Below are 21,576 nucleotides of genomic sequence, written 5' to 3'. Positions count from 1 at the left end.
GCGCGTCACGTTGGCGTGCGGTCCACCCACTTGGGCGCCGCCAGGGGCTTCCACGCGGCCAGGGCGTCGACCAGTTCAGCGGGCGAGGCGGCGCGCTGCAGCATTTCGCGGTGGGGCTGGCGCACGAAACGCTCCTGAACCAGGTGGTCGAGGAAGGTCAGCAGCGGGTCGAAGAAGCCGTTCACCTCCAGCAGGCCCAGGGGCTTGGCGTGGTAGCCGAGCTGGCCCCAGGTCCAGACCTCGAACAGCTCTTCCAGGGTGCCCAGGCCACCAGGCAGGGCAATGAAAGCGTCGCTCAGCTCGGCCATGCGGGCTTTGCGCGCGTGCATGCCGTCGACCACTTCCAGGCGCGTCAGACCGCTGTGGCCGACTTCGGCGTCCTTCAGGCTCTGCGGGATGATGCCGATGACTTCGCCGCCAGCGGCCAGCGCAGCGTTGGCGACCATGCCCATCAGGCCTACGGCGCCACCGCCATAGACCAGTTGGATGCCGTTCTCGGCGAGGTGGCGGCCGAGGGCTTCGGCGGCTTCCTGGTAGATCGGGGTGGCGCCGGGGCTGGCGCCGCAGAATACGCAGATGGAACGCAAGGTCATGGAGCTTCCTCGATTGGCCGGCCTCGTTTTGCAGGCCGTCAGGGTAGCGGCAGCTTCGAGTGTGACCAAGCCCGAATTTTCCTAGTCCATTTCGGCCCGTCGGCCACCCCCGCCGCAGGCGCCGAGTGCGTAGCATGCGAGCAGGCTTTGCAGCAGTTGGCTTTGTAACATCGGAAGACGGTGCATGGCGCGAACTCCTGTTGGGCCGGGGGATGGGGTCTATGCTAGGCGGGGTGCGCTGTTCTGCCTCGTTGATCCTGCTGATCGACCTGATAGACAGTTTGAAGCTTGGCTCGTGGCTGATGGCCATTGATGCAGATCAGGGGAACCCCGATCGCCTTCGGGCAGTCTTCCCCTTCAGGATTCTCCGCCCAACCTGCCTAGGAGGCATGTCATGTTCCGTAAACTCGCCGCTGTATCCCTGCTTGGCCTGTTCAGTGCCCCGCTGCTGGCCGCCGAATGCTCCGTGGACATCCAGGGCAACGACCAGATGCAGTTCAGCACCAACGCCATCAGCGTCGACAAGAGCTGCAAGACCTTCACCGTGAACCTGTCCCACCCGGGCAGCCTGCCGAAGAACGTCATGGGCCATAACTGGGTGCTGACCACCGCCGCCGACATGCAGGGCGTGGTGACCGACGGCATGGCCGCTGGTCTGGACAAGAACTACGTGAAAGACGGCGACACCCGTGTCATCGCTCACACCAAGATCATCGGCTCCGGCGAGAAGGATTCGGTGAGCTTCGACCTTTCCAAGCTCAAGGAAGGCGAGCAGTACACCTTCTTCTGCTCCTTCCCGGGCCACTCGGCCATGATGAAGGGCACCCTGACCCTGAAGTGATCCGGCTTTGCTGAAAAGCTTGTGATTCGAAAAGCCCGACTATTGGTCGGGCTTTTTATTTCACCCTTTTTATTTCAAAAAACGGAGTTAGGGTGTCCGTTGCTGGAATTCAAACGGGGGGCCTCATGTACCACGGTGAACGCTTCAACGCCTGGACCCACCTGATCGGCGCCTTGCTGGCGCTGGTGGGCGGCATCTGGCTGCTGGTCGCCACCAGCCTGCTGGGCGAGCCGCTACGCATCGTCAGCGTGGCGATCTATGGAACGACGCTGCTTCTGCTCTACAGCATCTCCACGCTGTACCACAGCGTGCGCGGGCGGGCGAAGGTGATCCTGCGCAAACTCGACCACCTGTCGATCTATCTGCTGATTGCGGGGAGCTATACGCCTTTCTGCCTGGTGACGCTGAAGGGGCCCTGGGGCTGGACGTTGTTCGGCATCGTCTGGTCGATGGCGGTGATCGGCATGCTGCAGGAGATCAAGCCGCGCTCCGAGGCGCGGGTGCTGTCGATCATCATCTATGCGGTGATGGGGTGGATCGTGCTGATCGCCGTCGGCCCGCTCTATCGCGCACTGGGCGGTGCGGGGTTTGCCTGGCTGGTGGGCGGCGGGGCCTTCTACACCATCGGCATCATCTTCTTCGCCTATGACAGCCGCTTTCGCCACTGGCATGGCATCTGGCACCTGTTCGTGATTGCCGGCAGCCTGCTGCACTTCATCGCCATCTGGCGCTACGTCATTCCCCAGCATTGAGCCGGGCGGCGCGGGACTGCTCCCGCGCCGCCGGTTGCCGACGGCTTACGGGGCGGTCGGCAGGGCGCGCTTGTGATGGGTCTTCTCGAAGGTGCGGACGATGATGTCGAAGGCTTCCTGGCTGACCTCCTGGCCGTGCAGGAAAGCGTCGATTTCCTTGTAGGTCACACCATGGGAATGCTCGTCCGGCTTGCCGGGGGCGAGGTCTTCGAGGTCCGCAGTCGGCACCTTCTCCACCAGATGCTCCGGCGCGCCCAGGCTGCGGGCGATGCTGCGCACCTGGTTCTTCACCAGGCCGGTGAGCGGGGCGAGGTCGCAGGCGCCGTCGCCGAACTTGGTGAAGAAACCCATCACCGCCTCGGCGGCATGGTCGGTGCCGACCACCAGGCCGGCGCGGGCGTTGGCGATGGTGTACTGGGCGACCATGCGAATGCGCGCCTTGGTGTTGCCCAGGGCAAAGTCGCGGGTGGCCGGCGCCAGGCCTTCCAGCGCCTGGGTTTCAGCAGCCAGCGCCTGGACCGATGGGCCGATGTTCACGGTGTGGCGCTCGTCGGGGGCGATGCAGTCCACCGAGTCCTGGGCGTCCTGCTCGTCACCCTGCACGTTGTAGGGCAGGCGCACGGCGAGGAAGCGGTGGTCCTGGTTGCCGGTCTCGGCGCGCAGGCCTTCCACGGCGCGCTGGCAGAGCATGCCGGCGGTGAGCGAGTCGACGCCACCGCTGATGCCCAGCACCAGGGTCTTCATCCCCGAACCCTTCAGGCAGTCCTGGATGAAGCGAATGCGGCGCTGGATCTCGGCCTGCAGTTCGGCGTCGGACTGGAAGGGCGGCTGCACGTTGAGTTCTTTGGCGATGGCGGCCTGTCTGTCTTTCATCTGATGGGCTCCTGGTCGGATGCGAAAAGGGTTACACCGGCACCTTGAACACATGGCGCAGGTAGGCGACGAAATTCTCGTCGCGGCATTGGGTTTTGCCCGGGGTGTCGGAAATCTTCGCCACGGGATGGCCGTTGCAGGCCGTCATCTTGATCACGATGTTCATCGGTTCCACGCCGGGGATGTCGCAGGTCAGGTTGGTACCGATGCCGAAACTGACGTTGATCTTGCCACGCAATGCACGGAAGAGCTGCAACGCCTTGGGCATGTCGAGGCCGTCGGAGAACACCAGGGTCTTGGTCATCGGGTCGATCCCCAGGCGGCGGTAGTGGGTGATGGCCTTCTCGGCCCAGACCAGCGGGTCGCCCGAATCGTGGCGCAGGCCATCGAAGAGCTTGGCGAAGTACAGGTCGAAGTCGCTGAGGAAGGCGTCCATGGTAATGCAGTCGGTCAGCGCGATGCCCAGCTGGCCGCGGTACTCGCGCACCCAGCAGTCCAGCGCAGCGATCTGGCTGTCGATCAGTCGCGGGCCGAGCTGCTGGTGCGCCATCAGCCATTCGTGGGCCATGGTGCCAATGGGCTTCACGTCGAATTCGCGGGCCAGGTGCACGTTGCTGGTGCCGACGAAGCGGCCGGGGAAGTCCCGCTTGAGGATGTGCACGACTTCTTCCTGGGCGCGGTAGGAGAAGCGCCGACGGGTGCCGAAGTCGGCTACCTGGAATTCCGTCAGTTCGTCCGCGCTGGCGTTGCCGGCGAGCCAGTCGAGCTTACGGTACAACTGCTCGCCGACCTGCTCCAGCACCACCTCGCGGTAGCGATATCGGTTGCGCACCTCGCTGACGATGGCCAGCAGCGGCACCTCGAAGAGGATCACGTGCAGCCACGGCCCGCGCAGGCGGATGGCCAGTTGGCCGTCCTCGATACTGGTGTGCACGTAGCGCAGGTTGAAGCGGAACAGGCTGAGGAAGCGGATGAAGTCCGGCTTGATGAACGGGATGCGCTCAAGGAAGGCGAGCTGGTCCGGCGTGGCTTCCAGTTCGGCCAGGCGTTCGATCTGGTAGCGGATTTCTGCCAGGTACGGCCGCAGGTCCTCGGCGTTGCGGCAGCGGAACTCCCACTCCACTTCGGCGTTGGGATAGTTGTGCAGCACCGCCTGCATCATCGTCAGCTTGTAGAAGTCGGTGTCCATCAGGTTCTGCACGATGCTCTCGGCAAATACGCTCTCGGCCATGGTCAGTTCTCCCTGATGCCCGCGAGGGCGCTATCCAATTCGTTCTCGTCTGCGCAGAGGATCACTCCGGCGTCGCGCATCTCGGCGCAGGCAGTCTTGGCGGTTTCTTCCGCGATGGCCCGGCAGGCCGGCAGGTACAGCAGTACCTCGAAGCCGGCGCGGCGCAGTTGCAGCGCGGTGGTCTTCACGCAGTAGTCCAGCGCCAGGCCGCCCACCAGCACGTGGCTGACCGCGTTCTGCCGCAGGTATTCGATGGCCCCGGTGCTGCGCCGTTCCGCCAGGTCGTGGTAGCACGCACCGTAGGGGTGCAGGTCAGGCTCGACGCCCTTCCAGATGAAGAAGTCGTACTCCATCGGCTGCGGCAGTTCGTCCAGCAGTTCGAAGCCCGGCGTGCCCGGCACGCAGTGGCTGACCCAGGTGAGGTCGGCGTTGGGCAGGGACAGCGGTTGCAGCATCTGTGCCGGCTCGCTCACTACCCAGGGCGCTTGCGCGGTGTGCGCGTCCTTGCTGCCCAGGCGCAGGCTGGCGCGTTCAGCCAGCAGGTTCAGTGCGCCGCCGATGGCATCGCCGCCGGGCACCGGCAGTTCGTTGGGGCAGAGCGGGGTGAAGCCCTTCTGGGCATCTACGTCGAAGCTGGCGATCAGGTTCATGGAAGCCTCCGCTTGACCGTTGGTGGCCTGTCGTGACTACATAATTCACGACGTGAAATAAGTCGTCAAGTAAAAAGAACGGAAATGATCGGCAGTGGAAGATGCTTTCTATACGTGATGAAATAAGTCGCAGGATTTTCCCCGGCGAAAACCTATTCAAGGAGTTTTGATGAGTACCGCTGAAGTGCTGGCCACCGTGGATATCGTGGCGCTGCGCCTGAACCCGGAGCGCGGGCTGGAACTGCTGCTGATCCGTCGCGCCCACGGGCCGTTCGAGGGGCAGTGGGCGTTGCCCGGCGTGCTGATCAACGGCCGCTGCGCGGATCACGGCCTGGACGATGCGGCTCTGCGCGCGTTGCGCGAGAAGGCGCGGGTACAGCCGGCCTACATGGAACAGGTGGCCACGGTCGGCAACGCAGTGCGCGACCCGCGCGGCTGGTCACTGAGCGTGTTCTATCTCGTGCTGGTGGCGCCGGAGACCGAACTGGCCGCCGACGATCTCGACTTCGTGCCGCTCGACGCTGTGCGCGGCGAGCGCCTGGCCTTGCCCTTCGACCATGCCCATCTGGTGCAGCAGGCCTGTGAGCGGCTGGCCAGCAAGTCGGTGTACAGCGCATTGCCGCTGCACCTGCTGCCAGCGCGCTTTACCGTGGCGGAGGCGCTGAAGGCCTTCGAGCTATCCATCGGCGAGGAAATCCAGCATTCCAGCCTGCGCGGGCGGCTGGAGCGGATGAAGGCGGCGGGCTGGGTGCAGGACACCGGCGAGCGCCACCAGCCGCCAATGGGGCGGCCGCAGCATGTGTTGCGCTTTACGCCGCAGGGGGATGGGGCGTTTGTGTTTGATCGGAGTTTGTTGGTCTGACGCTCCGGCGCTCGGGCATTCCCCCTCACCCCAGCCCTCTCCCGGAGGGAGAGGGAGCCGTCTGTGCCAGTGAGAACAGTGGTGTACACCTGCACCGATCAGTCCCCTCTCCCTTTGGAGCGGGGCGCGCAGCCAGGGTTAGGGTGAGGGGCTCTTGGCGCCGAGCTGAACTCACCCCTCCATCCGCTCCCCAATCCACTCCACGAACGCCCTGACCTTGGGCACCGCTGCCGCATGCTCGGGGTACGCCAGGTAATACCCGCTGCGGCTTGCCAGCCCGTGCTCCCAGGCGATTACCAACTTGCCCTCGCTCAGCTCCTCCTCCACCAGGAAGCGCGGCAGCAGCGCCACACCGCAACCGGCCTGGGCGGCGCGGATGCACATGTAGAAGGTGTCGAAGCGCGGCCCGTGGTAGCTGTGCTCGCTGTGCTGGCCGAGGCTGAGGAACCACTCGTGCCAGGCCTCCTGGCGCGTGGCGTTCTGCAGCAGGACCAGGTCGGCCAGTTGGGTCGGGTCGCTCAGCGGCTGCGCCGGCAGGATCGCCGGTGAGCACACCGGCACCATTTCCTCGCCGAACAGCGCTACGCACTCCGCGCCGGGCAGGGTGCCGGCACCGAAGAAGAAGGCGATGTCGCAGCGCGACTGCAGCAGGTCGCCCGGCTCCAGTTCCTGGCGCAGGTCCAGGTGGATGTTCGGGTGGCGATGGCGCCAGCCGTTCAGCCGCGGGATCAGCCAGCGCGCACCGAAGGTCGGTGGTGTTGCCACGCGCAGTACTTCGGTTTCGCCGCCGTAGGACAGCAGGTAGTGGGTGGACATCTCTACCTGGGTGAGGATCTTGCGCACTTCCACCAGGTACAGGTCTCCCGCAGGCGTCAGCTGCAGGCGGCGGCGTACGCGACGGAACAGCAGGTGCTGGAGCATTTCTTCCAGCTGCGCCACCTGCTTGCTGACCGCGCTCTGGGTCAGGTTCAGCTCCTCGGAAGCACGGGTGAAACTCAGGTGCCGCGCCACCGCTTCGAAGCATTGCAGGGCGGTCATGGACGGCAGGTGGCGTTTGCTCAGCATGGTGGGCAGTTCATGAATTTACGGAATGATGTGCATAGGAAACGTCGTTTGTTGTGCCCAGGCAAGCCGTTTATTACTGCTGGCATTCCAACTGGTTCTGAACCCATTCAGGAGTCCGCATGATTTCCGCACTGCTCGAATCCCTCGGCGTCGACGCCCGCCTGGTCACCGGTGGCGATCAGGTCATTCACACTCCCATCGACGGCAGCCGCCTGGGCGCGGTGCGCCTGGAAAGCGCTGCCGAGGTGGAGCAGAAGATCGGCCGCGCCGCTCATGCCTTCGACGCCTGGCGCAAGGTGCCGGCGCCGCGCCGCGGCGAACTGGTGCGGCTGTTCGGCGAGGAGCTGCGGGCAAGCAAGGCCGCCTTGGGCGAGCTGGTGTCCTGGGAGGCCGGCAAGATCACCCAGGAAGGCCTGGGGGAAGTGCAGGAAATGATCGACATCTGCGACTTCGCCGTTGGCCTGTCGCGCCAGCTCTACGGCCTGACCATCGCCTCCGAGCGCCCCGGCCACCACATGCGCGAGACCTGGCATCCGCTGGGCGTGGTCGGGGTGATCAGCGCCTTCAACTTCCCGGTCGCCGTGTGGTCGTGGAACACAGCGCTGGCGCTGGTGTGCGGCAACTCGGTGGTGTGGAAGCCGTCGGAGAAGACCCCGCTCACCGCGCTGGCCTGCCAGGCGCTGTTCGAACGCGCGCTGAAGAAGTTCGGTGATGCGCCGGAGCACCTCAGCCAGGTGGTGATTGGTGATCGCAGCGCTGGCGAAGCGCTGGTGGATGACGTGCGCGTCGCCCTGGTCAGCGCCACCGGCAGCACTCGCATGGGCAGCGAAGTCGGACCGCGCGTAGCGGCTCGCTTCGGCCGCAGCATTCTCGAACTGGGCGGCAACAACGCGATGATCCTGGCGCCCAGCGCCGACCTCGACATGGCCGTGCGCGCCGTGCTGTTCAGCGCCGTCGGCACGGCGGGGCAGCGCTGCACTACGCTGCGCCGGCTGATCGCCCACGAGTCGGTGAAGGACGAGTTCGTCAGTCGCCTGAAGACGGCCTATTCCAAGGTGCGCATCGGCCATCCGCTGGAAGGCAATCTTGTTGGCCCGCTGATCGACGAGCGCAGCTTCCTGGCCATGCAGGGCGCGCTGGAGCAGGCGCGCGGCGAGGGCGGCGTGGTGTTCGGCGGCGAGCGCCAACTGGCCGATAAATTCCCCGACGCCTATTACGTGTCGCCGGCCATCGTCGAGATGCCCGAGCAGAGCGACGTGGTGCGCAGCGAGACCTTCGCGCCGATCCTCTACGTGGTGCCCTACAAGGACTTCAACGACGCAGTGGCGCTGAACAATGGCGTACCGCAGGGGCTGTCGTCGTGCATCTTCACCACCGACCTGCGCGAGGCGGAAGCCTTCATCTCGGCGGTGGGCAGCGACTGCGGCATCGCCAACGTCAACATCGGCCCCAGCGGCGCAGAGATTGGCGGCGCCTTCGGTGGCGAGAAGGAAACCGGCGGTGGCCGCGAGTCCGGCTCCGACGCCTGGAAGGGCTACATGCGCCGGCAGACCAACACCGTGAACTACTCGCGGGAACTGCCGCTGGCGCAGGGCATAGTCTTCGATTGATCGCACCGGGGCACATGCCCTTGTAGGAGCGAGCTTGCTCGCGAACGGATTCCGAGTGGACTTCGGCATCATGCGGTTCGCGAGCAAGGGCTAGGCGCCCACCTCGGTCCTGCACAACAACACAGCACCGTAGGGCGAATAACCTGGAACAGGTTATCCGCCAGCCCTCTGCGGCGGATAACGCTGGCGCGTTATGCGCCCTACGACGGCCCAACCGCCGTACAGAGTCATTCACAAGGTTCGCGTAGAAGGATCGCTGGATGTCGCTTCGCCAAGAATGTCTGTGGGAATACCTGACCCCCGATCGCCCGGAAGCTCCGGAGCTGCGCGGGGATCGCAAGGTCGACGTGTGTGTCATCGGAGCGGGCTTCACCGGCCTGTCCGCCGCGCTGCATCTGCTGGAGCGGGACCAGACGGTTTGTGTGCTGGAAGCCCACACCACCGGGCACGGTGGCTCGGGGCGCAACGTCGGGCTGGTCAACGCCGGCCTGTGGATTCCCCCGGACGAGATCGAGGCAGGCATGGGCGCGGAGGTTGGCCAGCGGGTCAACCGCATGCTCGGCAATGCGCCTTCGCTGGTGTTCTCGCTGATCGACAAGTACGGCATCGATTGCCAGGCGCGCCGCGAAGGCACCCTGCACATGGCGCACAACGCCCGCGGCCTGGCCGACCTGCGCAGCCGCTGTGAGCAGTGGGATCGCCGTGGTGCTCCGGTGGAACTGCTCACCGGCAGCGAGTGCGAGCAGGCCTGCGGCACCGACAAGATCGCCGGCGCGCTGCTCGACCGTCGCGCCGGCACGCTCAACCCCATGGCCTACGTCAGCGGCCTCGCCCGCGCTGTCGTCGGGCTGGGCGGTGAGCTGTACTACCATTCCCCAGTGGTCGGCCTGGTGCGCGTAGGCAACGCCTGGAACGTGATCACTGCCGGTGGCGTTGTGACTGCCGAGCAGGTGGTGATCGCCTCCAGTGCCTACACAGAAGGCGAGTGGACAGAACTGCGCCGCACCTTCTTCCCCGGTTACTACTACCAGGTTGCCTCGCGTCCGCTGGAGGGCGCGGAAGCCGCGCGCATCCTGCCGGGCGGGCAGGGCTCCTGGGATACCCGCCAGGTGCTCAGCAGCATCCGCCGCGATGCCGACGGCCGCCTGTTGCTCGGCAGCCTCGGCAAGGGTACCGGCAAGCCGGCGTGGTTCCTCAAGAGCTGGGCGGATCGCATCCAGCAGCATTACTTCCCCAGGCTGGGCAAGGTGGACTGGGAGTTCACCTGGACCGGCTGCATCGACTTCACCCCCGACCACCTCATGCGCCTGTTCGAGCCGGCGCCGGGGCTGGTCGCCATGAGCGGCTACAACGGCCGCGGCGTCACCACCGGCACGGTGGTGGGCAAGGCCTTCGCCGACTTCCTGCTGGACGGTGACGCCAGCGCCCTGCCGATGCCGCTGCGGCCGATGGAGGAAATCTCCGCCGTGGGCCTGCGCAGCTGTCTGTACGAAGCCGGCTTCTCCCTCTACCACGCCGGGCAGTGCCTGCGGGTGGTGATCTGAGCCTGCCGCTAAGGCGGCGCAAGCCGCCTCCGGGGTAGCCCGCCAACGCTCGCTGCACTTTGGTCTAGCCTCTTATGGTGCGTTACCCCGACGGGTCTGCACCGCGGATGTGCAGTTCGGTGACAGCGATGGTTACGGTTGGGGTTGCGCCTGTGGTGGCTGGAAAAAGGCCGCCCACGGGAAGGCGGGTTGCACCCTTTTTAGTGCTTGGTTGCACCTTTTGCTTTCAATGGGTTGCACGTGTCTAGCGCTTGATGTCTGCCAGCTCGAGCTATTTTCGCTGTAGGACTTGGTTAATAACAAAAACGAATGGCACGCCGCTTGCTGTTGATATTTCGCTGAATCGCTTAAACGAGAAATCGCCAACAAGAAATACAACGCGCCATTACAAAAACCCTCAGGAGCAAAACTCCATGTCGCAGAAGATTTACAGAAAAGGTTTTCTGGCTCTGGCGGTCACCACCGCGCTGGGCATGTCTTCCGTAGTACAGGCCGATGTTGTTATCGGGGTCGCAGGACCGCACACCGGGGCCAACGCCTCGTTCGGGGAACAGTACTGGCGTGGGGCTAGCCAGGCCGCGGAAGACATCAACGCCGCCGGCGGTATCAATGGCGAGAAGATCAAGCTGGTGAAGGCGGACGACGCCTGCGAACCGAAACAGGCCGTGGCCGTCGCCAACCGCCTGGTGGACCAGGACAAGGCGGTCGCCGTGGTCGGCCACTTCTGCTCCTCCTCCACCATTCCTGCCTCGGAGGTCTACGACGAGGCCGGCATCATCGCCATCACCCCCGGCTCCACCAACCCGCAGGTCACCGAGCGCGGCCTTTCCGGCATGTTCCGCATGTGCGGCCGTGACGACCAGCAGGGCATCGTCGCCGGCGACTACATCGTCGACGTGCTGAAGGCGAAGAAGGTCGCGGTGATCCACGACAAGGACACCTACGGCCAGGGCCTGGCGGACGCCACCAAGGCGCAGCTGAACAAGCGCGGCGTGAAGGAAGTGCTGTACGAAGGCCTGACCCGTGGCGAGAAGGACTTCAACGCCCTGGTCACCAAGATCCGCGCCTCGGGCGCAGAAGTCGTCTACTTCGGCGGCCTGCACCCGGAAGCCGGCCCGCTGGTTCGCCAGATGCGCGAGCAGGGCCTGACCGCCAAGTTCATGTCCGATGACGGTATCGTTACCGACGAACTGGTCACCACCGCCGGCGGCCCGCAGTACGTCAAGGGCGTGCTGATGACCTTCGGCGCCGACCCGCGCCTGATCCCGGACGGCAAGGCCGTGGTGGAAAAATTCCGCGCCAATGGCTTCGAGCCGGAAGGCTACACCCTCTACGCCTACTCCTCGGTTCAGGCACTGGCCGCTGCCTTCAACGGCGCGGGCAAGACCGACCCGGCCAAGGCCAGCGCCTGGCTGAAGGCCAATCCGGTACAGACCGTGATGGGCAAGAAGGAGTGGGACAAGAAAGGCGACCTGAAAGTCTCCGACTACGTGGTCTACGAGTGGGACGACAAGGGCAAGTACCACCAGCTCGACGCGTTCAAGAAGTAACCGCCTGACCCGGCCGGCGCCGCTACCCGCGGCGCCGGCTTCCCCGCAGGTCGGCGGTACGCGCGCAGCTGGTCACGAGCCGGTGATTGCGCGAGCCGTCAGCCTTTCCTGCCCTGCTTGCGCGAGTACCCAATCGTGGACGGTATCTTCCTTCAGCAAATGATCAACGGGCTGACCCTCGGGTCGGTCTACGGTCTGATCGCCATCGGCTACACGATGGTCTACGGCATCATCGGCATGATCAACTTCGCCCACGGCGAGGTGTACATGATCTCCGCCTATCTCTCGGCGGTGGGCCTGGCCCTGCTGGCCTTCTTCGGCCTGCAGTCGTTCCCGCTGCTGATCCTCGGCACCCTGGTCTTCACCATCTTCGTCACCGGCGTCTATGGCTGGGTGATCGAGCGCATCGCCTACAAGCCGCTGCGCAACTCCACGCGCCTGGCGCCGCTGATCTCTGCCATCGGCATGTCGCTGATCCTGCAGAACTACGTGCAGCTGGCCCAGGGCCCGCGCCAGCAAGGCGTGCCGACCCTGCTCGACGGTGCCTTCAAGTTCCACATCGGCGAAGGCTTCGTGCAGCTGACCTACACCAAGGTGTTCATCCTCATCGCCGCCTTCGTCGGCATGGGCGTGCTGACCTACGTGATCCAGTACACCAAGCTCGGGCGCATGTGCCGCGCCACCCAGCAGGACCGCAAGATGGCCTCGATCCTGGGGATCAACACCGACCGGGTGATCTCCTACGTGTTCGTCATCGGCGCCGCCATGGCCGCGCTGGCCGGCGTGCTGATCACCATGAACTACGGCACCTTCGACTTCTACGCCGGCTTCATCATCGGCATCAAGGCGTTCACCGCCGCGGTGCTCGGCGGCATCGGCTCGCTGCCTGGCGCCATGCTTGGCGGCCTGATCCTGGGAGTAGCCGAGGCGCAGTTCTCCGGCATGGTGAACACCGACTTCAAGGACGTGTTCGCCTTCGGCCTGCTGGTGACCATCCTGATCTTCCGACCGCAAGGGCTCCTGGGTCGTCCCCAGGTATCGAAGGTGTAAGCATGACGTCCGTTACCCAGACTTCAGCCGCGCCGGCCCCGGCGCGCATCGATATCAGGAAGAGCCTCATCGACACCGTGCTGGCCGGCCTGATCGCCCTGATCGTGTTCGGCCCCATCGTCGGCATCGTGCTCGATGGCTACAGCTTCAAGGTCGAACCGCTCCGCCTGGCCTGGATGATCGGTGCGGTGATGCTCGGCCGCCTGCTGCTCAGCCTGTTCCTGCAGACGCCCGCCGGCCTGCGTATCATGGACCGCTTCGAGAGCTCCGACTCGGGCATCAGCGTACTGCCGCCGGGCTACAAGACGCGCCTGCGCTGGATAGTCCCGCTGGTGATCCTGGCCGCGGTGATCTTCCCGTTCTTCGCCAGCAAGTACCTGCTCACCGTGATCATCCTCGGGCTGATCTACGTGCTGCTCGGCCTGGGGCTGAACATCGTGGTCGGCCTCGCCGGCCTGCTCGATCTCGGCTACGTGGCCTTCTACGCCATCGGCGCCTATGGCCTCGCGCTGGGCTACCAGTACCTCGGCCTGGGCTTCTGGACGGTGCTGCCGCTGGCCGCCATCGTCGCCGCGCTGGCGGGGGCGCTGCTGGGCTTCCCGGTGCTGCGAATGCACGGTGACTACCTGGCCATCGTGACCCTGGGCTTCGGCGAAATCATCCGCCTGATCCTCAACAACTGGCTGTCCTTCACCGGCGGCCCGAATGGCATGCCGGTGCCGTCGCCGACCTTCTTCGGTCTTGAATTCGGCCGCCGGGCGAAGGAGGGCGGCACGCCGATCCACGAGTTCCTCGGCATCGATTACAACCAGAACTTCAAGTTCCTGTTCATCTACATCGTCTTGTTCCTGGTCGTCATGCTGGTGCTCTACATCAAGCACCGGCTGACCCGCATGCCGGTCGGCCGCGCCTGGGAAGCGCTGCGTGAGGACGAAATCGCCTGCCGCGCCATGGGCCTGAACCACGTGCTGGTGAAACTCTCGGCGTTCATGCTCGGTGCCTCCACCGCAGGCCTGGCCGGAGTGTTCTTCGCCAGCTACCAGGGCTTCGTCAACCCGTCGTCGTTCACTTTCTTCGAGTCGGCGCTGATCCTCGCCATCGTGGTGCTGGGCGGCATGGGATCGACGGTCGGCGTGGTGATCGCCGCGTTCGTCCTCACCGTGGCGCCGGAACTGCTGCGCAGCTTCGCCGACTACCGCGTGCTGCTGTTCGGCATCCTCATGGTGCTGATGATGATCTGGCGGCCGCGCGGGCTGATCCGCATCAGCCGCTCGGGCTTCGCCGTACGCAAGGGGGTGGCGCCATGAGCGGTGACAAGATCCTCAGCGTCGAGCACCTGATGATGCACTTCGGCGGCATCAAGGCGCTCAACGACGTCAACCTCGATGTGGAACGCGGCTCCATCACCGCGCTGATCGGCCCCAACGGCGCCGGCAAGACCACGGTGTTCAACTGCCTCACTGGTTTCTACAAGGCCACCGGTGGCAACATCCTGCTCAACACCCAGGGTGGCACCACCGACGTCATCAAGGTGCTCGGCCAGCCGTTCCAGGGCGGCGACTTCGTCAACCCGGCGCAGTTCGGCAACCGCCTGTACTACAAGATGTTCGGCGGCACTCACCTGGTGAACCGCGCGGGCCTTGCTCGCACCTTCCAGAACATCCGGCTGTTCCGCGAGATGTCGGTGGTGGAGAACCTGCTGGTGGCCCAGCACATGTTCGTCAACCGCAACCTCATCGCCGGCGTGCTCAATACCCCCGGCTACCGCCGCGCGGAAAGCGAAGCGCTGGATCACGCTTTCTACTGGCTGGAAGTGGTGGACCTGGTGGACTGCGCCAACCGCCTGGCCGGCGAGATGTCCTACGGGCAGCAGCGCCGCCTGGAGATCGCCCGCGCCATGTGCACCCGGCCCGAGCTGATCTGCCTGGACGAACCCGCTGCCGGGCTCAACCCTGCCGAAACCCAGGCGCTGGCGCGCATCGTCCGCTACTTGCGCGACCACCACGGCATCACCGTGCTGCTGATCGAGCACGACATGGGCATGGTGATGAACATCTCCGACCACATCATCGTGCTCGACCACGGCGTGGTCATCGCCCGCGGCGGCCCGGAGGAGATTCGCCACAACGACAAGGTCATTGCCGCCTATCTCGGCGCAGACGAAGAGGAGCTGGCATGACGGCGCCGATGTTGGAATTCCGTGATGTGGATGTGTTCTACGGGCCGATCCAGGCGCTGAAGAAAGTCTCGCTGACCGTCAACGAAGGGGAGACCGTGGCGCTGATCGGCGCCAACGGCGCGGGCAAGTCCACGCTGCTGATGTCGATCTTCGGCCAGCCGCGCGCGGCGGGCGGCGCGATCCTCTACAAGGGCCAGGACATCCGCCACAAGTCCGCGCACTACGTGGCCTCCAACGGCATCGCGCAGTCGCCCGAAGGGCGCCGGGTGTTCCCCGACATGACCGTGGAGGAGAACCTGCTGATGGGCACCATCCCCATCGGCATGGACCATGCCCAGGAAGACATGCAGCGCATGTTCGACCTCTTCCCGCGCCTGAAGGAGCGACGCAACCAGCGCGCCATGACCATGTCCGGCGGCGAGCAGCAGATGCTTGCCATCGCCCGCGCGCTGATGAGCCGGCCCAAGCTGCTATTGCTCGACGAACCTTCGCTGGGGCTGGCGCCCATCGTGGTCAAGCAGATCTTCCAGACCCTGCGCGAGCTGGCACAGAGCGGGATGACGCTGTTCCTCGTGGAGCAGAACGCCAACCACGCGCTGAAGCTGTCGGACCGCGGCTACGTGATGGTCAACGGCGAGATCCGCCTGAGCGGCACGGGTGCGGAATTGCTGGGCAATCAGGAGGTTCGCAACGCGTATCTGGGCGGGCATTGACGCAGCCGCCTTTCGTAGGAGCGAGCTTGCTCGCGAACCAACCCCGCTGCGGGGCTGTTCGCGAGCAAGCTCGCTCCTACAAGGGCGTTTCCCGCCATTTTTCAGAGGGGTTTCCATGCAAGACCTCCGCTTCCTCACCAACGCCGACGTCGCCCAGCACCTGGGGTATCCCCAACTGATCGAAGCCCTGCGCATCGGCCTCGCCCATGAGTGCGAAGCCCCGGTGCGCGGCTGCCATGAACTGCCGGACAACGCCTCCCTGCTGACCATGCCGGTGTGGCGGCCGGGGCAGGACATCGGCGTGAAACTGGTCACCGTGTTTCCCGGCAACGGCGCGAAGAACCTGCCGGCGGTGGCCGCGCTGTTCTGTCTCTTCGACGGCACCAGCGGCCGCCCGCTGGCCATGCTCGAAGCCTCGGAACTGACTGCCCGGCGCACCGCCTGCACCTCCGCGCTGGCCGCCGATTACCTGGTGCGTCGCGATGCACGGCGGCTGCTGATCGTCGGTAGCGGCACCCTGGCGCCGCACATGGTCCGCGCCCACTGCTCGGTGCGCGAGTACGAAGACATCGCCCTCTGGGGTCGCCACGAAGACAAGGTACTGGCCCTGGTGAAGCAATTGCCGGACGAAGGCTATCCCGTCCATGCCTGCCCCGACTTGCGCGGCGGAGTCGCGGCGGCGGACTGCATCAGCTGCGTGACCACCTCCCGCGAGCCCATCGTGCTAGGCGAATGGTTGCGCTCGGGCTGCCACCTCGATCTGGTCGGCGCTTTCCTGCCGAGCATGCGTGAGACCGACAGTGAAGCCGTGCGCCGTGCGCGCATCGTCGTCGACACTCGCGAAGGCGCGCTGGAGGAAGCGGGCGACTTGTTGATCCCGATGGGCGAGGGCGTCATCGATAAGAGCGCCATTGCTACCCAATTGAGCGACCTGTTGCAGGGGCGCGGTGCGCGGCGGGACGACAGCGAGATCACCCTATTCAAATCCGTCGGTTATGCACTGGAAGACTTGATCGCCGCGCGCCTGTTGGTGCAGTGAAGTTGTCCCGAAAATCTGTGGGCCGGGCTGTGGATAACGTCTGGGAGAACGCTGCCAGGCCCCGTGGCCACAGGCGCCGTCACGGGCGGTCGATTTCTGTTCGATCACACCGCAACCCCTGTATGGATGGACAGTTACGGCTTCGCGGAAAAGTTCCGGGAAACTGACAGTTGTCCCCGTCAGCCGTTGAAAGACCTGTGGATAACCTTGGGAAGAACTTCTCCAGCGCAACGGCGGCGCGGCCTGCGCTGGTACGCTCGAAAATCGTCCAGCGAAAAGGGCGCTTTCTGTTTGCCCACAGAATCCGTGGAGCAGCCTGTGGAAAAGGTGAGTGCAACTTGCGCCAGGCCCGTGACCACGGGGCTTTCAAGCAGCTGTGCGGGTTTTATCCAGCGCGGCTGTAACGCAAGGCGGGCAGCCCGGGCTGTTATGCTCGACCGACCGACAAGAACGCGCGCGGCACGAATGTCCGGCAGGTACCGGCGACGGCTGCGTCCAGCATCTGGCAAGAGGAACCTGCGATGACCACTCCCACCCTGTTCATTACCGGCGCAACTTCCGGCTTCGGCGAAGCCTGTGCGCGACGTTTCGCCCGTGACGGCTGGTCGCTGGTGATCACCGGCCGCCGTGAGGATCGCCTGAATGCACTGGCCCAGGAGCTTTCCGCCGAGACCGACGTGCTGCCGCTGGTACTCGACGTGCGCGACCGCGCCGGCATGACCGCGGCGGTGGACAGCCTGCCGGAGAAGTTCGCCAGGCTGCGCGGCCTGATCAACAACGCCGGCCTCGCACTGGGCACCGACCCGGCGCAGGAATGCGAGCTGGATGACTGGGACACCATGGTCGACACCAACATCAAGGGCCTGATGTACGCCACCCGCCTGCTGCTGCCGCGCCTGATCGCCCATGGCCCGGGCGCGAGCATCCTCAACCTTGGCTCGGTCGCCGGCCACTGGCCCTATCCGGGCGGCCATGTGTACGGCGCCACCAAGGCCTTCGTCGAGCAGTTCTCGCTGAACCTGCGCTGCGACCTGCAGGGCACCGGCGTGCGCGTCACCAACCTCGAGCCGGGCATGTGCGAGAGCGAGTTCTCCCTGGTGCGCTTCGGCGGTGACCAGGCCAAGTACGACAAGACTTACGCTGGCGCCGAGCCGATCCAGTCGGCGGACATCGCCGAGACCATCCACTGGATCATGAACCAGCCGCCGCACATCAACATCAACACCCTGGAAATCATGCCGGTGAGCCAGGCGTGGGCGGGGTTCTCGGTGCATCGCAAGGTGTGAGGCGAGATCGGCCCCCGGCGGTTTCATCACTTTTGCCTTGGGGCATCTGTGCAGGGGCTTCCCCTCACCCCAGCCCTCTCCCAGAGGGAGAGGGTTAGAGTGCGGGGCTCTTGATCTTGTAGGAGCGAGCTTGCTCGCGAACCATGTCCCGCTGCGGAGGCTTGTCCGCGAGCAAGAACTAGGCGTCCCCCTCGCTCCTACAGGTAAAGCATCAGCCGGCGAGCAACCAGGCACCGGCGCCGGCCGAGGCCAGGCCGGCGGCACGCACCAGCGGTGCCGCCGCTTGTGGCAACAGGCGAACAATCCCGTAACCGGCCGCATGCAACGCGGCAGTTGCTGCGACGAAGCCGGCGGCATACAGCCACGGGCTGCTCAGTGCCGGCAGCTCCAGTCCGTGGGCCACGCCGTGGGCGAGGGCGAACAACGCGGTTGCGCCCATCGCCAGGAACAGCGGCGGGCGCACGGCCAGCGCGACGCACAGCCCCAGCGCGAGCACGGAAGCGGCGATACCGGTCTCCATGAACGGCATCTGCATTCCTTCGAAACCGAGCAGTCCGCCGATCAGCATGGTGCCGACGAAGGTGCAGGGCAGCGCCAGACGCGCCGCGCCTTTCTGCTGCGCGGCCCAGAGGCCGACGGCGAGCATCGCCAGCAGGTGGTCGAGGCCGGTGATGGGGTGGGCGATGCCGGCGACCAGGCCATGGTCGCCATGGCCCGGATGGGCGAAAGCCGCCGCCGGGATGAGGAACAGCGCCAGGCTGTAGAGGGCTTTGCGCAACTGCATGGAAAACTCCCTGGTTCTTGTCATGTGGCGGCCCCGTTTCCGTGGTCGCAGAAAATACATCAGGCCGCGGTCAACAGTCCCTGGCGCTCGATGAAGGCGATGATCTCGGCCAGGCCCTGGCCGGTCTTCTGGTTGCTGAAGACGAAGGGCTTGTCGCCGCGCATGCGCGAGGCGTCCTGGTCCATCACTTCCAGCGAGGCGCCCACCAGCGGGGCGAGGTCGATCTTGTTGATCACCAGCAGGTCGGACTTGCAGATGCCCGGCCCACCCTTGCGCGGAATCTTGTCGCCGGCCGAGACGTCGATCACGTAGAGGGTCAGGTCCGACAGCTCGGGGCTGAAGGTGGCTGAGAGGTTGTCGCCGCCGGATTCCACCAGGATCAGGTCGAGGCCGGGGAAGCGCCGGTTGAGCTGGTCCACCGCCTCCAGGTTGATCGAGGCATCCTCGCGGATTGCCGTGTGCGGGCAGCCGCCGGTTTCCACGCCGATGATCCGCTCCGGCTCCAGCGCCTCGTTGCGCACCAGGAACTGCGCGTCTTCCTGGGTGTAGATGTCGTTGGTGACCACGGCGATGTTGTAGCGCTGGCGCAGGGCGCGGCACAGCGCCAGGGTCAGGGCGGTCTTGCCGGAGCCCACCGGGCCGCCGATGCCGACGCGAAGAGGTTGAGAGTTCATGGCAGTTCTCCTAGGAGCGGAACAGACGGCTGTATTGGGTTTCGTGGTTCATGCAGGCCAGCGCGAGACCGAAGGGCGCGCCGCCGTGGGGCTGATTGGCGAGTGCTGCCTGGCAGGCGTTGTCGAGGTCGGGGAGCAATTGCGAGGTGAGCTTCTGCGCGGCCAGTTGGCCCAGCGGCAGGGTCTTCATCAGTACCGCCAATTGGTTCTCCAGCCAGCTCCACAGCCAGGCACCGAGGGCCTGTTCCGGGGATAAACCCCAGGCGCGGGCGGCCAGAGCCCAGGCGGCGGTGAAGGAGGGTTCGGGTTGCGCGGCGAGCCATTGGCGCGCGGGCTCGTCCAGCTCCGGCAGGGCTTCGAGCAACTGGCGGAGGGAGAAACCCATCTGGCGGTTTTCCAGGCCCAGCTCGCGGGTCTCGCGGCTGGCGCGGTGGCGTTCGGCGGCGTCGCGCAGGGCGGCCCAGTCTTCGGCCTGTGCCGCGCGCAGCAAGTCGGCCAGCAGCGGGCCCTCGAAGCGGGCGAGGTTCAACTGCAGCTGGTCGCTGAGCCAGATGTGCGCCGCTTCGGCGTCTGCCACCAGTCCCTGGTCGATGGCGCTTTCCAGTCCCTGGGAATAGCTGTAGCCGCCGATGGGCAACTGCGGGCTGGCCAGGCGCAGCAGTGACCAGAGGCTGGAAGAGTCACTCATGAACGACGACCTGCCCGCGTACACCGAACAGCCCTCGCTCCCTGAGGGAGAGGGCCGGGGTGTGGGAGAAAGCCCAACGCCGAAACATCACAAGCGAACTCCGAACTGATGCAACTTCGGCGCGTAGTTGAACTGCTCTTCGCCATGGTGAGAGTGATGATGGCCGCCACCATAGGCTCCATGCTCCGGCTGGAACGGCGCCTCGATGGCTTCCACCGTGGCGCCAAGCTGGTCGAGCATGGCCTTGAGCACATAGTCGTCGAGCAGGCGCAGCCAGCCGTCGCCGACCTGCAGGGCGACGTGGCGATTGCCCAGGTGATAGGCCGCGCGATTCAGTTCGCGAGGGTTGGCGCAGGTGACGTGCAGCAGCTTCTCGGGGGCCGCGCAGACACGTACCACCCGGCCATCGTTGGCCAGCAGGAATTCGCCATCCGCCAGCGGCGGCTGTCCTCGTTCGAGGAACAGGCCGACGTCTTCACCGGTGATGCTGAAGCAGCGCAGGCGGCTCTTGCTGCGCGCCTCGTAATTCAGGCGCAGCTCGGCGTCCCAGTGTTCGCGGGGTTCGGTTCGTTGGTGGATGACCAGCATGGCAGTGTCCGGCAGCAGCAATGATCGAGCTACAGCAAGGGGCTTGCCAGCGTGAGCCAACGTCAGCACTGGCGCGGGTTGCAGTGGTTGTCCGATCGATCAGGAATGGCGCGGGCGCTCGATGATGGTGCGCACGAAAACGGTGCGCACCAATACGGGGCGAAGCGAATCTTTGTGGGAGCGAGCCTGCTCGCGAACAAACTCCGCCGTGCAGCGATTCGTGAGCAAGAACTGGGCGTCCCCCTCGCTCCGACAGGTAAACGATGAGCGCGTGCGGGCGATTCAGGGCCGCGAGCCGATCCCGGTCCAGTGCTTGGCGCCGATCATGATGAAGCGCAGCTGTTGGGTGATCTTGGCCTGGGGCGAGAGGTGCGTGGGCAGCGAGTCGGCCGGCGGGTCGATCAGCTCGGGCAGGGTGGCGAATACCGTCTTCACCACCAGGTCGGCGATCACATCGATGTCCTGTGCACCCAGGTGTGGCAGCTTGTTGAGCAATGCCAGGTCGGCGGCGAGGTCGTCGGTGATGCGCTGGCGCAGGGCGCCGACTGCCTGGCGGATCGGGTGCGAACCACCGTACTGCTCGCGGGCGAGGAAGAGGAACTGGGTGCGATTGGCGGTGACGGCATCGAGGAAGATGCGCACCGAGGCCTCGATCACTCCGCCCAGCTCGAATTCGTTGTGGCGCACCACGCGCAGGGTCTCGCGGAAGGTTTCGTCGACATCGGCGACCAAGGCGAGGCCGAGCTGGTCCATGTCGGTGAAATGCCGGTAGAACCCCGCTGGGACAATCCCAGCCGTCTTCGCCACTTCCCGCAGGCTCAGGCTGCCGAAACCGCGACCGCTGTCCATCAGGCTGCGCGCGGCATCCATCAGGGCCAGGCGGGTCTGCTGCTTCTGTTCGGCGCGGGGAGTGGACATACGGCTATCCATGGTGAGGGCGCAGGCACTCTAACAAATGCCGGTCGTGGCGGGGCAAGTTCTGAGCGAAATAGTGAACAAGTGTT

General features: G+C 65.3%; 22 protein-coding genes. 12 read left to right on the top strand and 10 right to left on the bottom strand.

Annotated elements, in window-relative coordinates:
- Nucleotides 1-5: 5 nt before the first annotated feature.
- Entirely contained in the window at nucleotides 6-593 is a 588-nt protein-coding gene (locus tag RS899_RS23385) for a TIGR00730 family Rossman fold protein (protein ID WP_233297333.1), read from the bottom strand.
- A 394-nt stretch (nucleotides 594-987) separates the two neighbouring features.
- Here RS899_RS23385 and azu point away from each other — a divergent pair, with 394 nt between their 5' ends.
- On the top strand, nucleotides 988-1,434 hold the full coding sequence (gene azu, locus RS899_RS23380; RefSeq protein ID WP_054906383.1) for an azurin: 447 nt from the start codon (nucleotides 988-990) through the stop codon (nucleotides 1,432-1,434).
- Nucleotides 1,435-1,559: 125 nt separating this feature from the next.
- Nucleotides 1,560-2,186 carry a PAQR family membrane homeostasis protein TrhA gene (gene trhA / locus RS899_RS23375; protein WP_024766000.1) on the top strand — a complete coding sequence of 209 codons (627 nt, stop codon included), beginning with the start codon at nucleotides 1,560-1,562 and terminating at the stop codon, nucleotides 2,184-2,186.
- Nucleotides 2,187-2,231: 45 nt separating this feature from the next.
- Here trhA and nadE read toward each other — a convergent pair whose 3' ends face one another.
- Genes nadE through RS899_RS23360 form a run of 3 tightly spaced genes read right to left on the bottom strand, consistent with a single transcriptional unit; the run spans nucleotide 2,232 to nucleotide 4,940 of the window.
- The gene (gene nadE / locus RS899_RS23370) at nucleotides 2,232-3,059 is read right to left on the bottom strand and encodes an ammonia-dependent NAD(+) synthetase (protein WP_315808185.1); all 828 of its coding nucleotides are present in this window, start codon (nucleotides 3,057-3,059) and stop codon (nucleotides 2,232-2,234) included.
- Nucleotides 3,060-3,090: 31 nt separating this feature from the next.
- Entirely contained in the window at nucleotides 3,091-4,290 is a 1,200-nt protein-coding gene (gene pncB / locus RS899_RS23365) for a nicotinate phosphoribosyltransferase (protein WP_315808184.1), read from the bottom strand.
- A 2-nt stretch (nucleotides 4,291-4,292) separates the two neighbouring features.
- Nucleotides 4,293-4,940, bottom strand: coding sequence for a nicotinamidase (locus tag RS899_RS23360; RefSeq protein WP_233297331.1), 648 nt, complete (start codon nucleotides 4,938-4,940; stop codon nucleotides 4,293-4,295).
- A 169-nt stretch (nucleotides 4,941-5,109) separates the two neighbouring features.
- Here RS899_RS23360 and RS899_RS23355 point away from each other — a divergent pair, with 169 nt between their 5' ends.
- Entirely contained in the window at nucleotides 5,110-5,802 is a 693-nt protein-coding gene (locus RS899_RS23355; protein WP_054906387.1) for an NrtR DNA-binding winged helix domain-containing protein, read from the top strand.
- Nucleotides 5,803-5,973: 171 nt separating this feature from the next.
- Here the strand turns inward: RS899_RS23355 and RS899_RS23350 are convergent, their stop codons facing one another.
- On the bottom strand, nucleotides 5,974-6,867 hold the full coding sequence (locus RS899_RS23350; protein ID WP_054906388.1) for a LysR family transcriptional regulator: 894 nt from the start codon (nucleotides 6,865-6,867) through the stop codon (nucleotides 5,974-5,976).
- Nucleotides 6,868-6,986: 119 nt separating this feature from the next.
- Between RS899_RS23350 and amaB the strand changes: the two genes are divergently transcribed.
- From amaB to RS899_RS23305, 9 genes are all read left to right on the top strand, one after another.
- Entirely contained in the window at nucleotides 6,987-8,477 is a 1,491-nt protein-coding gene (gene amaB / locus RS899_RS23345; RefSeq protein ID WP_054906389.1) for an L-piperidine-6-carboxylate dehydrogenase, read from the top strand.
- Nucleotides 8,478-8,737: 260 nt separating this feature from the next.
- Complete coding sequence (amaA, locus tag RS899_RS23340) at nucleotides 8,738-10,021, top strand: L-pipecolate oxidase (protein ID WP_315808183.1); 1,284 nt, start codon at nucleotides 8,738-8,740, stop codon at nucleotides 10,019-10,021.
- Between the two features lie 413 nt (nucleotides 10,022-10,434).
- On the top strand, nucleotides 10,435-11,571 hold the full coding sequence (locus RS899_RS23335; protein ID WP_054906391.1) for a branched-chain amino acid ABC transporter substrate-binding protein: 1,137 nt from the start codon (nucleotides 10,435-10,437) through the stop codon (nucleotides 11,569-11,571).
- A gap of 135 nt (nucleotides 11,572-11,706) precedes the next feature.
- Entirely contained in the window at nucleotides 11,707-12,621 is a 915-nt protein-coding gene (locus RS899_RS23330) for an ABC transporter permease subunit (RefSeq protein ID WP_054906392.1), read from the top strand.
- A gap of 2 nt (nucleotides 12,622-12,623) precedes the next feature.
- On the top strand, nucleotides 12,624-13,928 hold the full coding sequence (livM, locus tag RS899_RS23325) for a high-affinity branched-chain amino acid ABC transporter permease LivM (RefSeq protein WP_315808182.1): 1,305 nt from the start codon (nucleotides 12,624-12,626) through the stop codon (nucleotides 13,926-13,928).
- On the top strand, nucleotides 13,925-14,800 hold the full coding sequence (locus tag RS899_RS23320; RefSeq protein ID WP_024765989.1) for an ABC transporter ATP-binding protein: 876 nt from the start codon (nucleotides 13,925-13,927) through the stop codon (nucleotides 14,798-14,800). The genes livM and RS899_RS23320 overlap by 4 nt, the downstream gene beginning before the upstream one ends.
- The gene (locus RS899_RS23315) at nucleotides 14,797-15,513 is read left to right on the top strand and encodes an ABC transporter ATP-binding protein (protein WP_054906394.1); all 717 of its coding nucleotides are present in this window, start codon (nucleotides 14,797-14,799) and stop codon (nucleotides 15,511-15,513) included. The genes RS899_RS23320 and RS899_RS23315 overlap by 4 nt, the downstream gene beginning before the upstream one ends.
- Before the next feature lie 115 nt (nucleotides 15,514-15,628).
- Nucleotides 15,629-16,552 carry an ornithine cyclodeaminase family protein gene (locus RS899_RS23310; protein WP_315808181.1) on the top strand — a complete coding sequence of 308 codons (924 nt, stop codon included), beginning with the start codon at nucleotides 15,629-15,631 and terminating at the stop codon, nucleotides 16,550-16,552.
- A 521-nt stretch (nucleotides 16,553-17,073) separates the two neighbouring features.
- A complete protein-coding gene (locus RS899_RS23305) occupies nucleotides 17,074-17,838 on the top strand; it encodes an SDR family oxidoreductase (protein ID WP_315808180.1) in 765 nt (254 codons plus the stop codon).
- 211 nt (nucleotides 17,839-18,049) lie between these two features.
- On the opposite strand, the gene RS899_RS23300 is transcribed toward RS899_RS23305, so the two are convergent.
- The 5 genes from RS899_RS23300 to RS899_RS23280 all read right to left on the bottom strand — a co-directional run bounded on the left by RS899_RS23300 (nucleotide 18,050) and on the right by RS899_RS23280 (nucleotide 21,490).
- On the bottom strand, nucleotides 18,050-18,622 hold the full coding sequence (locus RS899_RS23300) for a HupE/UreJ family protein (protein WP_054906397.1): 573 nt from the start codon (nucleotides 18,620-18,622) through the stop codon (nucleotides 18,050-18,052).
- A 59-nt stretch (nucleotides 18,623-18,681) separates the two neighbouring features.
- Entirely contained in the window at nucleotides 18,682-19,296 is a 615-nt protein-coding gene (gene ureG / locus RS899_RS23295; protein ID WP_233297325.1) for an urease accessory protein UreG, read from the bottom strand.
- Nucleotides 19,297-19,306: 10 nt separating this feature from the next.
- Nucleotides 19,307-19,984, bottom strand: a complete 678-nt coding sequence (locus RS899_RS23290; RefSeq protein WP_315808179.1) for an urease accessory protein UreF — start codon at nucleotides 19,982-19,984, stop codon at nucleotides 19,307-19,309.
- Nucleotides 19,985-20,071: 87 nt separating this feature from the next.
- Entirely contained in the window at nucleotides 20,072-20,572 is a 501-nt protein-coding gene (ureE, locus tag RS899_RS23285) for an urease accessory protein UreE (RefSeq protein ID WP_054906399.1), read from the bottom strand.
- A gap of 282 nt (nucleotides 20,573-20,854) precedes the next feature.
- Nucleotides 20,855-21,490, bottom strand: a complete 636-nt coding sequence (locus tag RS899_RS23280; RefSeq protein ID WP_054906400.1) for a TetR family transcriptional regulator — start codon at nucleotides 21,488-21,490, stop codon at nucleotides 20,855-20,857.
- Nucleotides 21,491-21,576: the final 86 nt, after the last annotated feature.

Origin of the sequence: Pseudomonas sp. C9-3, assembly GCF_032392015.1 — a bacterium.
GTDB lineage: Bacteria > Pseudomonadota > Gammaproteobacteria > Pseudomonadales > Pseudomonadaceae > Pseudomonas > Pseudomonas nitroreducens.
This window is presented reverse-complemented; position numbering and strand designations above follow the sequence as displayed.

What these genes read in the sequence shown, in the direction of transcription:
- RS899_RS23335 (WP_054906391.1), top strand. Translation starts at nt 10,435, where the DNA reads ATGTCGCAGAAGATTTACAGAAAAGGTTTTCTGGCTCTGGCGGTCACC.
- trhA (WP_024766000.1), top strand. Translation starts at nt 1,560, where the DNA reads ATGTACCACGGTGAACGCTTCAACGCCTGGACCCACCTGATCGGCGCC.
- pncB (WP_315808184.1), bottom strand. Translation starts at nt 4,290, where the DNA reads ATGGCCGAGAGCGTATTTGCCGAGAGCATCGTGCAGAACCTGATGGAC.
- ureE (WP_054906399.1), bottom strand. Translation starts at nt 20,572, where the DNA reads ATGCTGGTCATCCACCAACGAACCGAACCCCGCGAACACTGGGACGCC.
- RS899_RS23385 (WP_233297333.1), bottom strand. Translation starts at nt 593, where the DNA reads ATGACCTTGCGTTCCATCTGCGTATTCTGCGGCGCCAGCCCCGGCGCC.
- amaB (WP_054906389.1), top strand. Translation starts at nt 6,987, where the DNA reads ATGATTTCCGCACTGCTCGAATCCCTCGGCGTCGACGCCCGCCTGGTC.
- RS899_RS23305 (WP_315808180.1), top strand. Translation starts at nt 17,074, where the DNA reads ATGACCACTCCCACCCTGTTCATTACCGGCGCAACTTCCGGCTTCGGC.
- RS899_RS23300 (WP_054906397.1), bottom strand. Translation starts at nt 18,622, where the DNA reads ATGCAGTTGCGCAAAGCCCTCTACAGCCTGGCGCTGTTCCTCATCCCG.
- amaA (WP_315808183.1), top strand. Translation starts at nt 8,738, where the DNA reads ATGTCGCTTCGCCAAGAATGTCTGTGGGAATACCTGACCCCCGATCGC.
- azu (WP_054906383.1), top strand. Translation starts at nt 988, where the DNA reads ATGTTCCGTAAACTCGCCGCTGTATCCCTGCTTGGCCTGTTCAGTGCC.
- RS899_RS23310 (WP_315808181.1), top strand. Translation starts at nt 15,629, where the DNA reads ATGCAAGACCTCCGCTTCCTCACCAACGCCGACGTCGCCCAGCACCTG.
- nadE (WP_315808185.1), bottom strand. Translation starts at nt 3,059, where the DNA reads ATGAAAGACAGACAGGCCGCCATCGCCAAAGAACTCAACGTGCAGCCG.
- RS899_RS23360 (WP_233297331.1), bottom strand. Translation starts at nt 4,940, where the DNA reads ATGAACCTGATCGCCAGCTTCGACGTAGATGCCCAGAAGGGCTTCACC.
- RS899_RS23280 (WP_054906400.1), bottom strand. Translation starts at nt 21,490, where the DNA reads ATGTCCACTCCCCGCGCCGAACAGAAGCAGCAGACCCGCCTGGCCCTG.
- RS899_RS23315 (WP_054906394.1), top strand. Translation starts at nt 14,797, where the DNA reads ATGACGGCGCCGATGTTGGAATTCCGTGATGTGGATGTGTTCTACGGG.
- livM (WP_315808182.1), top strand. Translation starts at nt 12,624, where the DNA reads ATGACGTCCGTTACCCAGACTTCAGCCGCGCCGGCCCCGGCGCGCATC.
- RS899_RS23355 (WP_054906387.1), top strand. Translation starts at nt 5,110, where the DNA reads ATGAGTACCGCTGAAGTGCTGGCCACCGTGGATATCGTGGCGCTGCGC.
- RS899_RS23350 (WP_054906388.1), bottom strand. Translation starts at nt 6,867, where the DNA reads ATGCTGAGCAAACGCCACCTGCCGTCCATGACCGCCCTGCAATGCTTC.
- ureG (WP_233297325.1), bottom strand. Translation starts at nt 19,296, where the DNA reads ATGAACTCTCAACCTCTTCGCGTCGGCATCGGCGGCCCGGTGGGCTCC.
- RS899_RS23290 (WP_315808179.1), bottom strand. Translation starts at nt 19,984, where the DNA reads ATGAGTGACTCTTCCAGCCTCTGGTCACTGCTGCGCCTGGCCAGCCCG.
- RS899_RS23320 (WP_024765989.1), top strand. Translation starts at nt 13,925, where the DNA reads ATGAGCGGTGACAAGATCCTCAGCGTCGAGCACCTGATGATGCACTTC.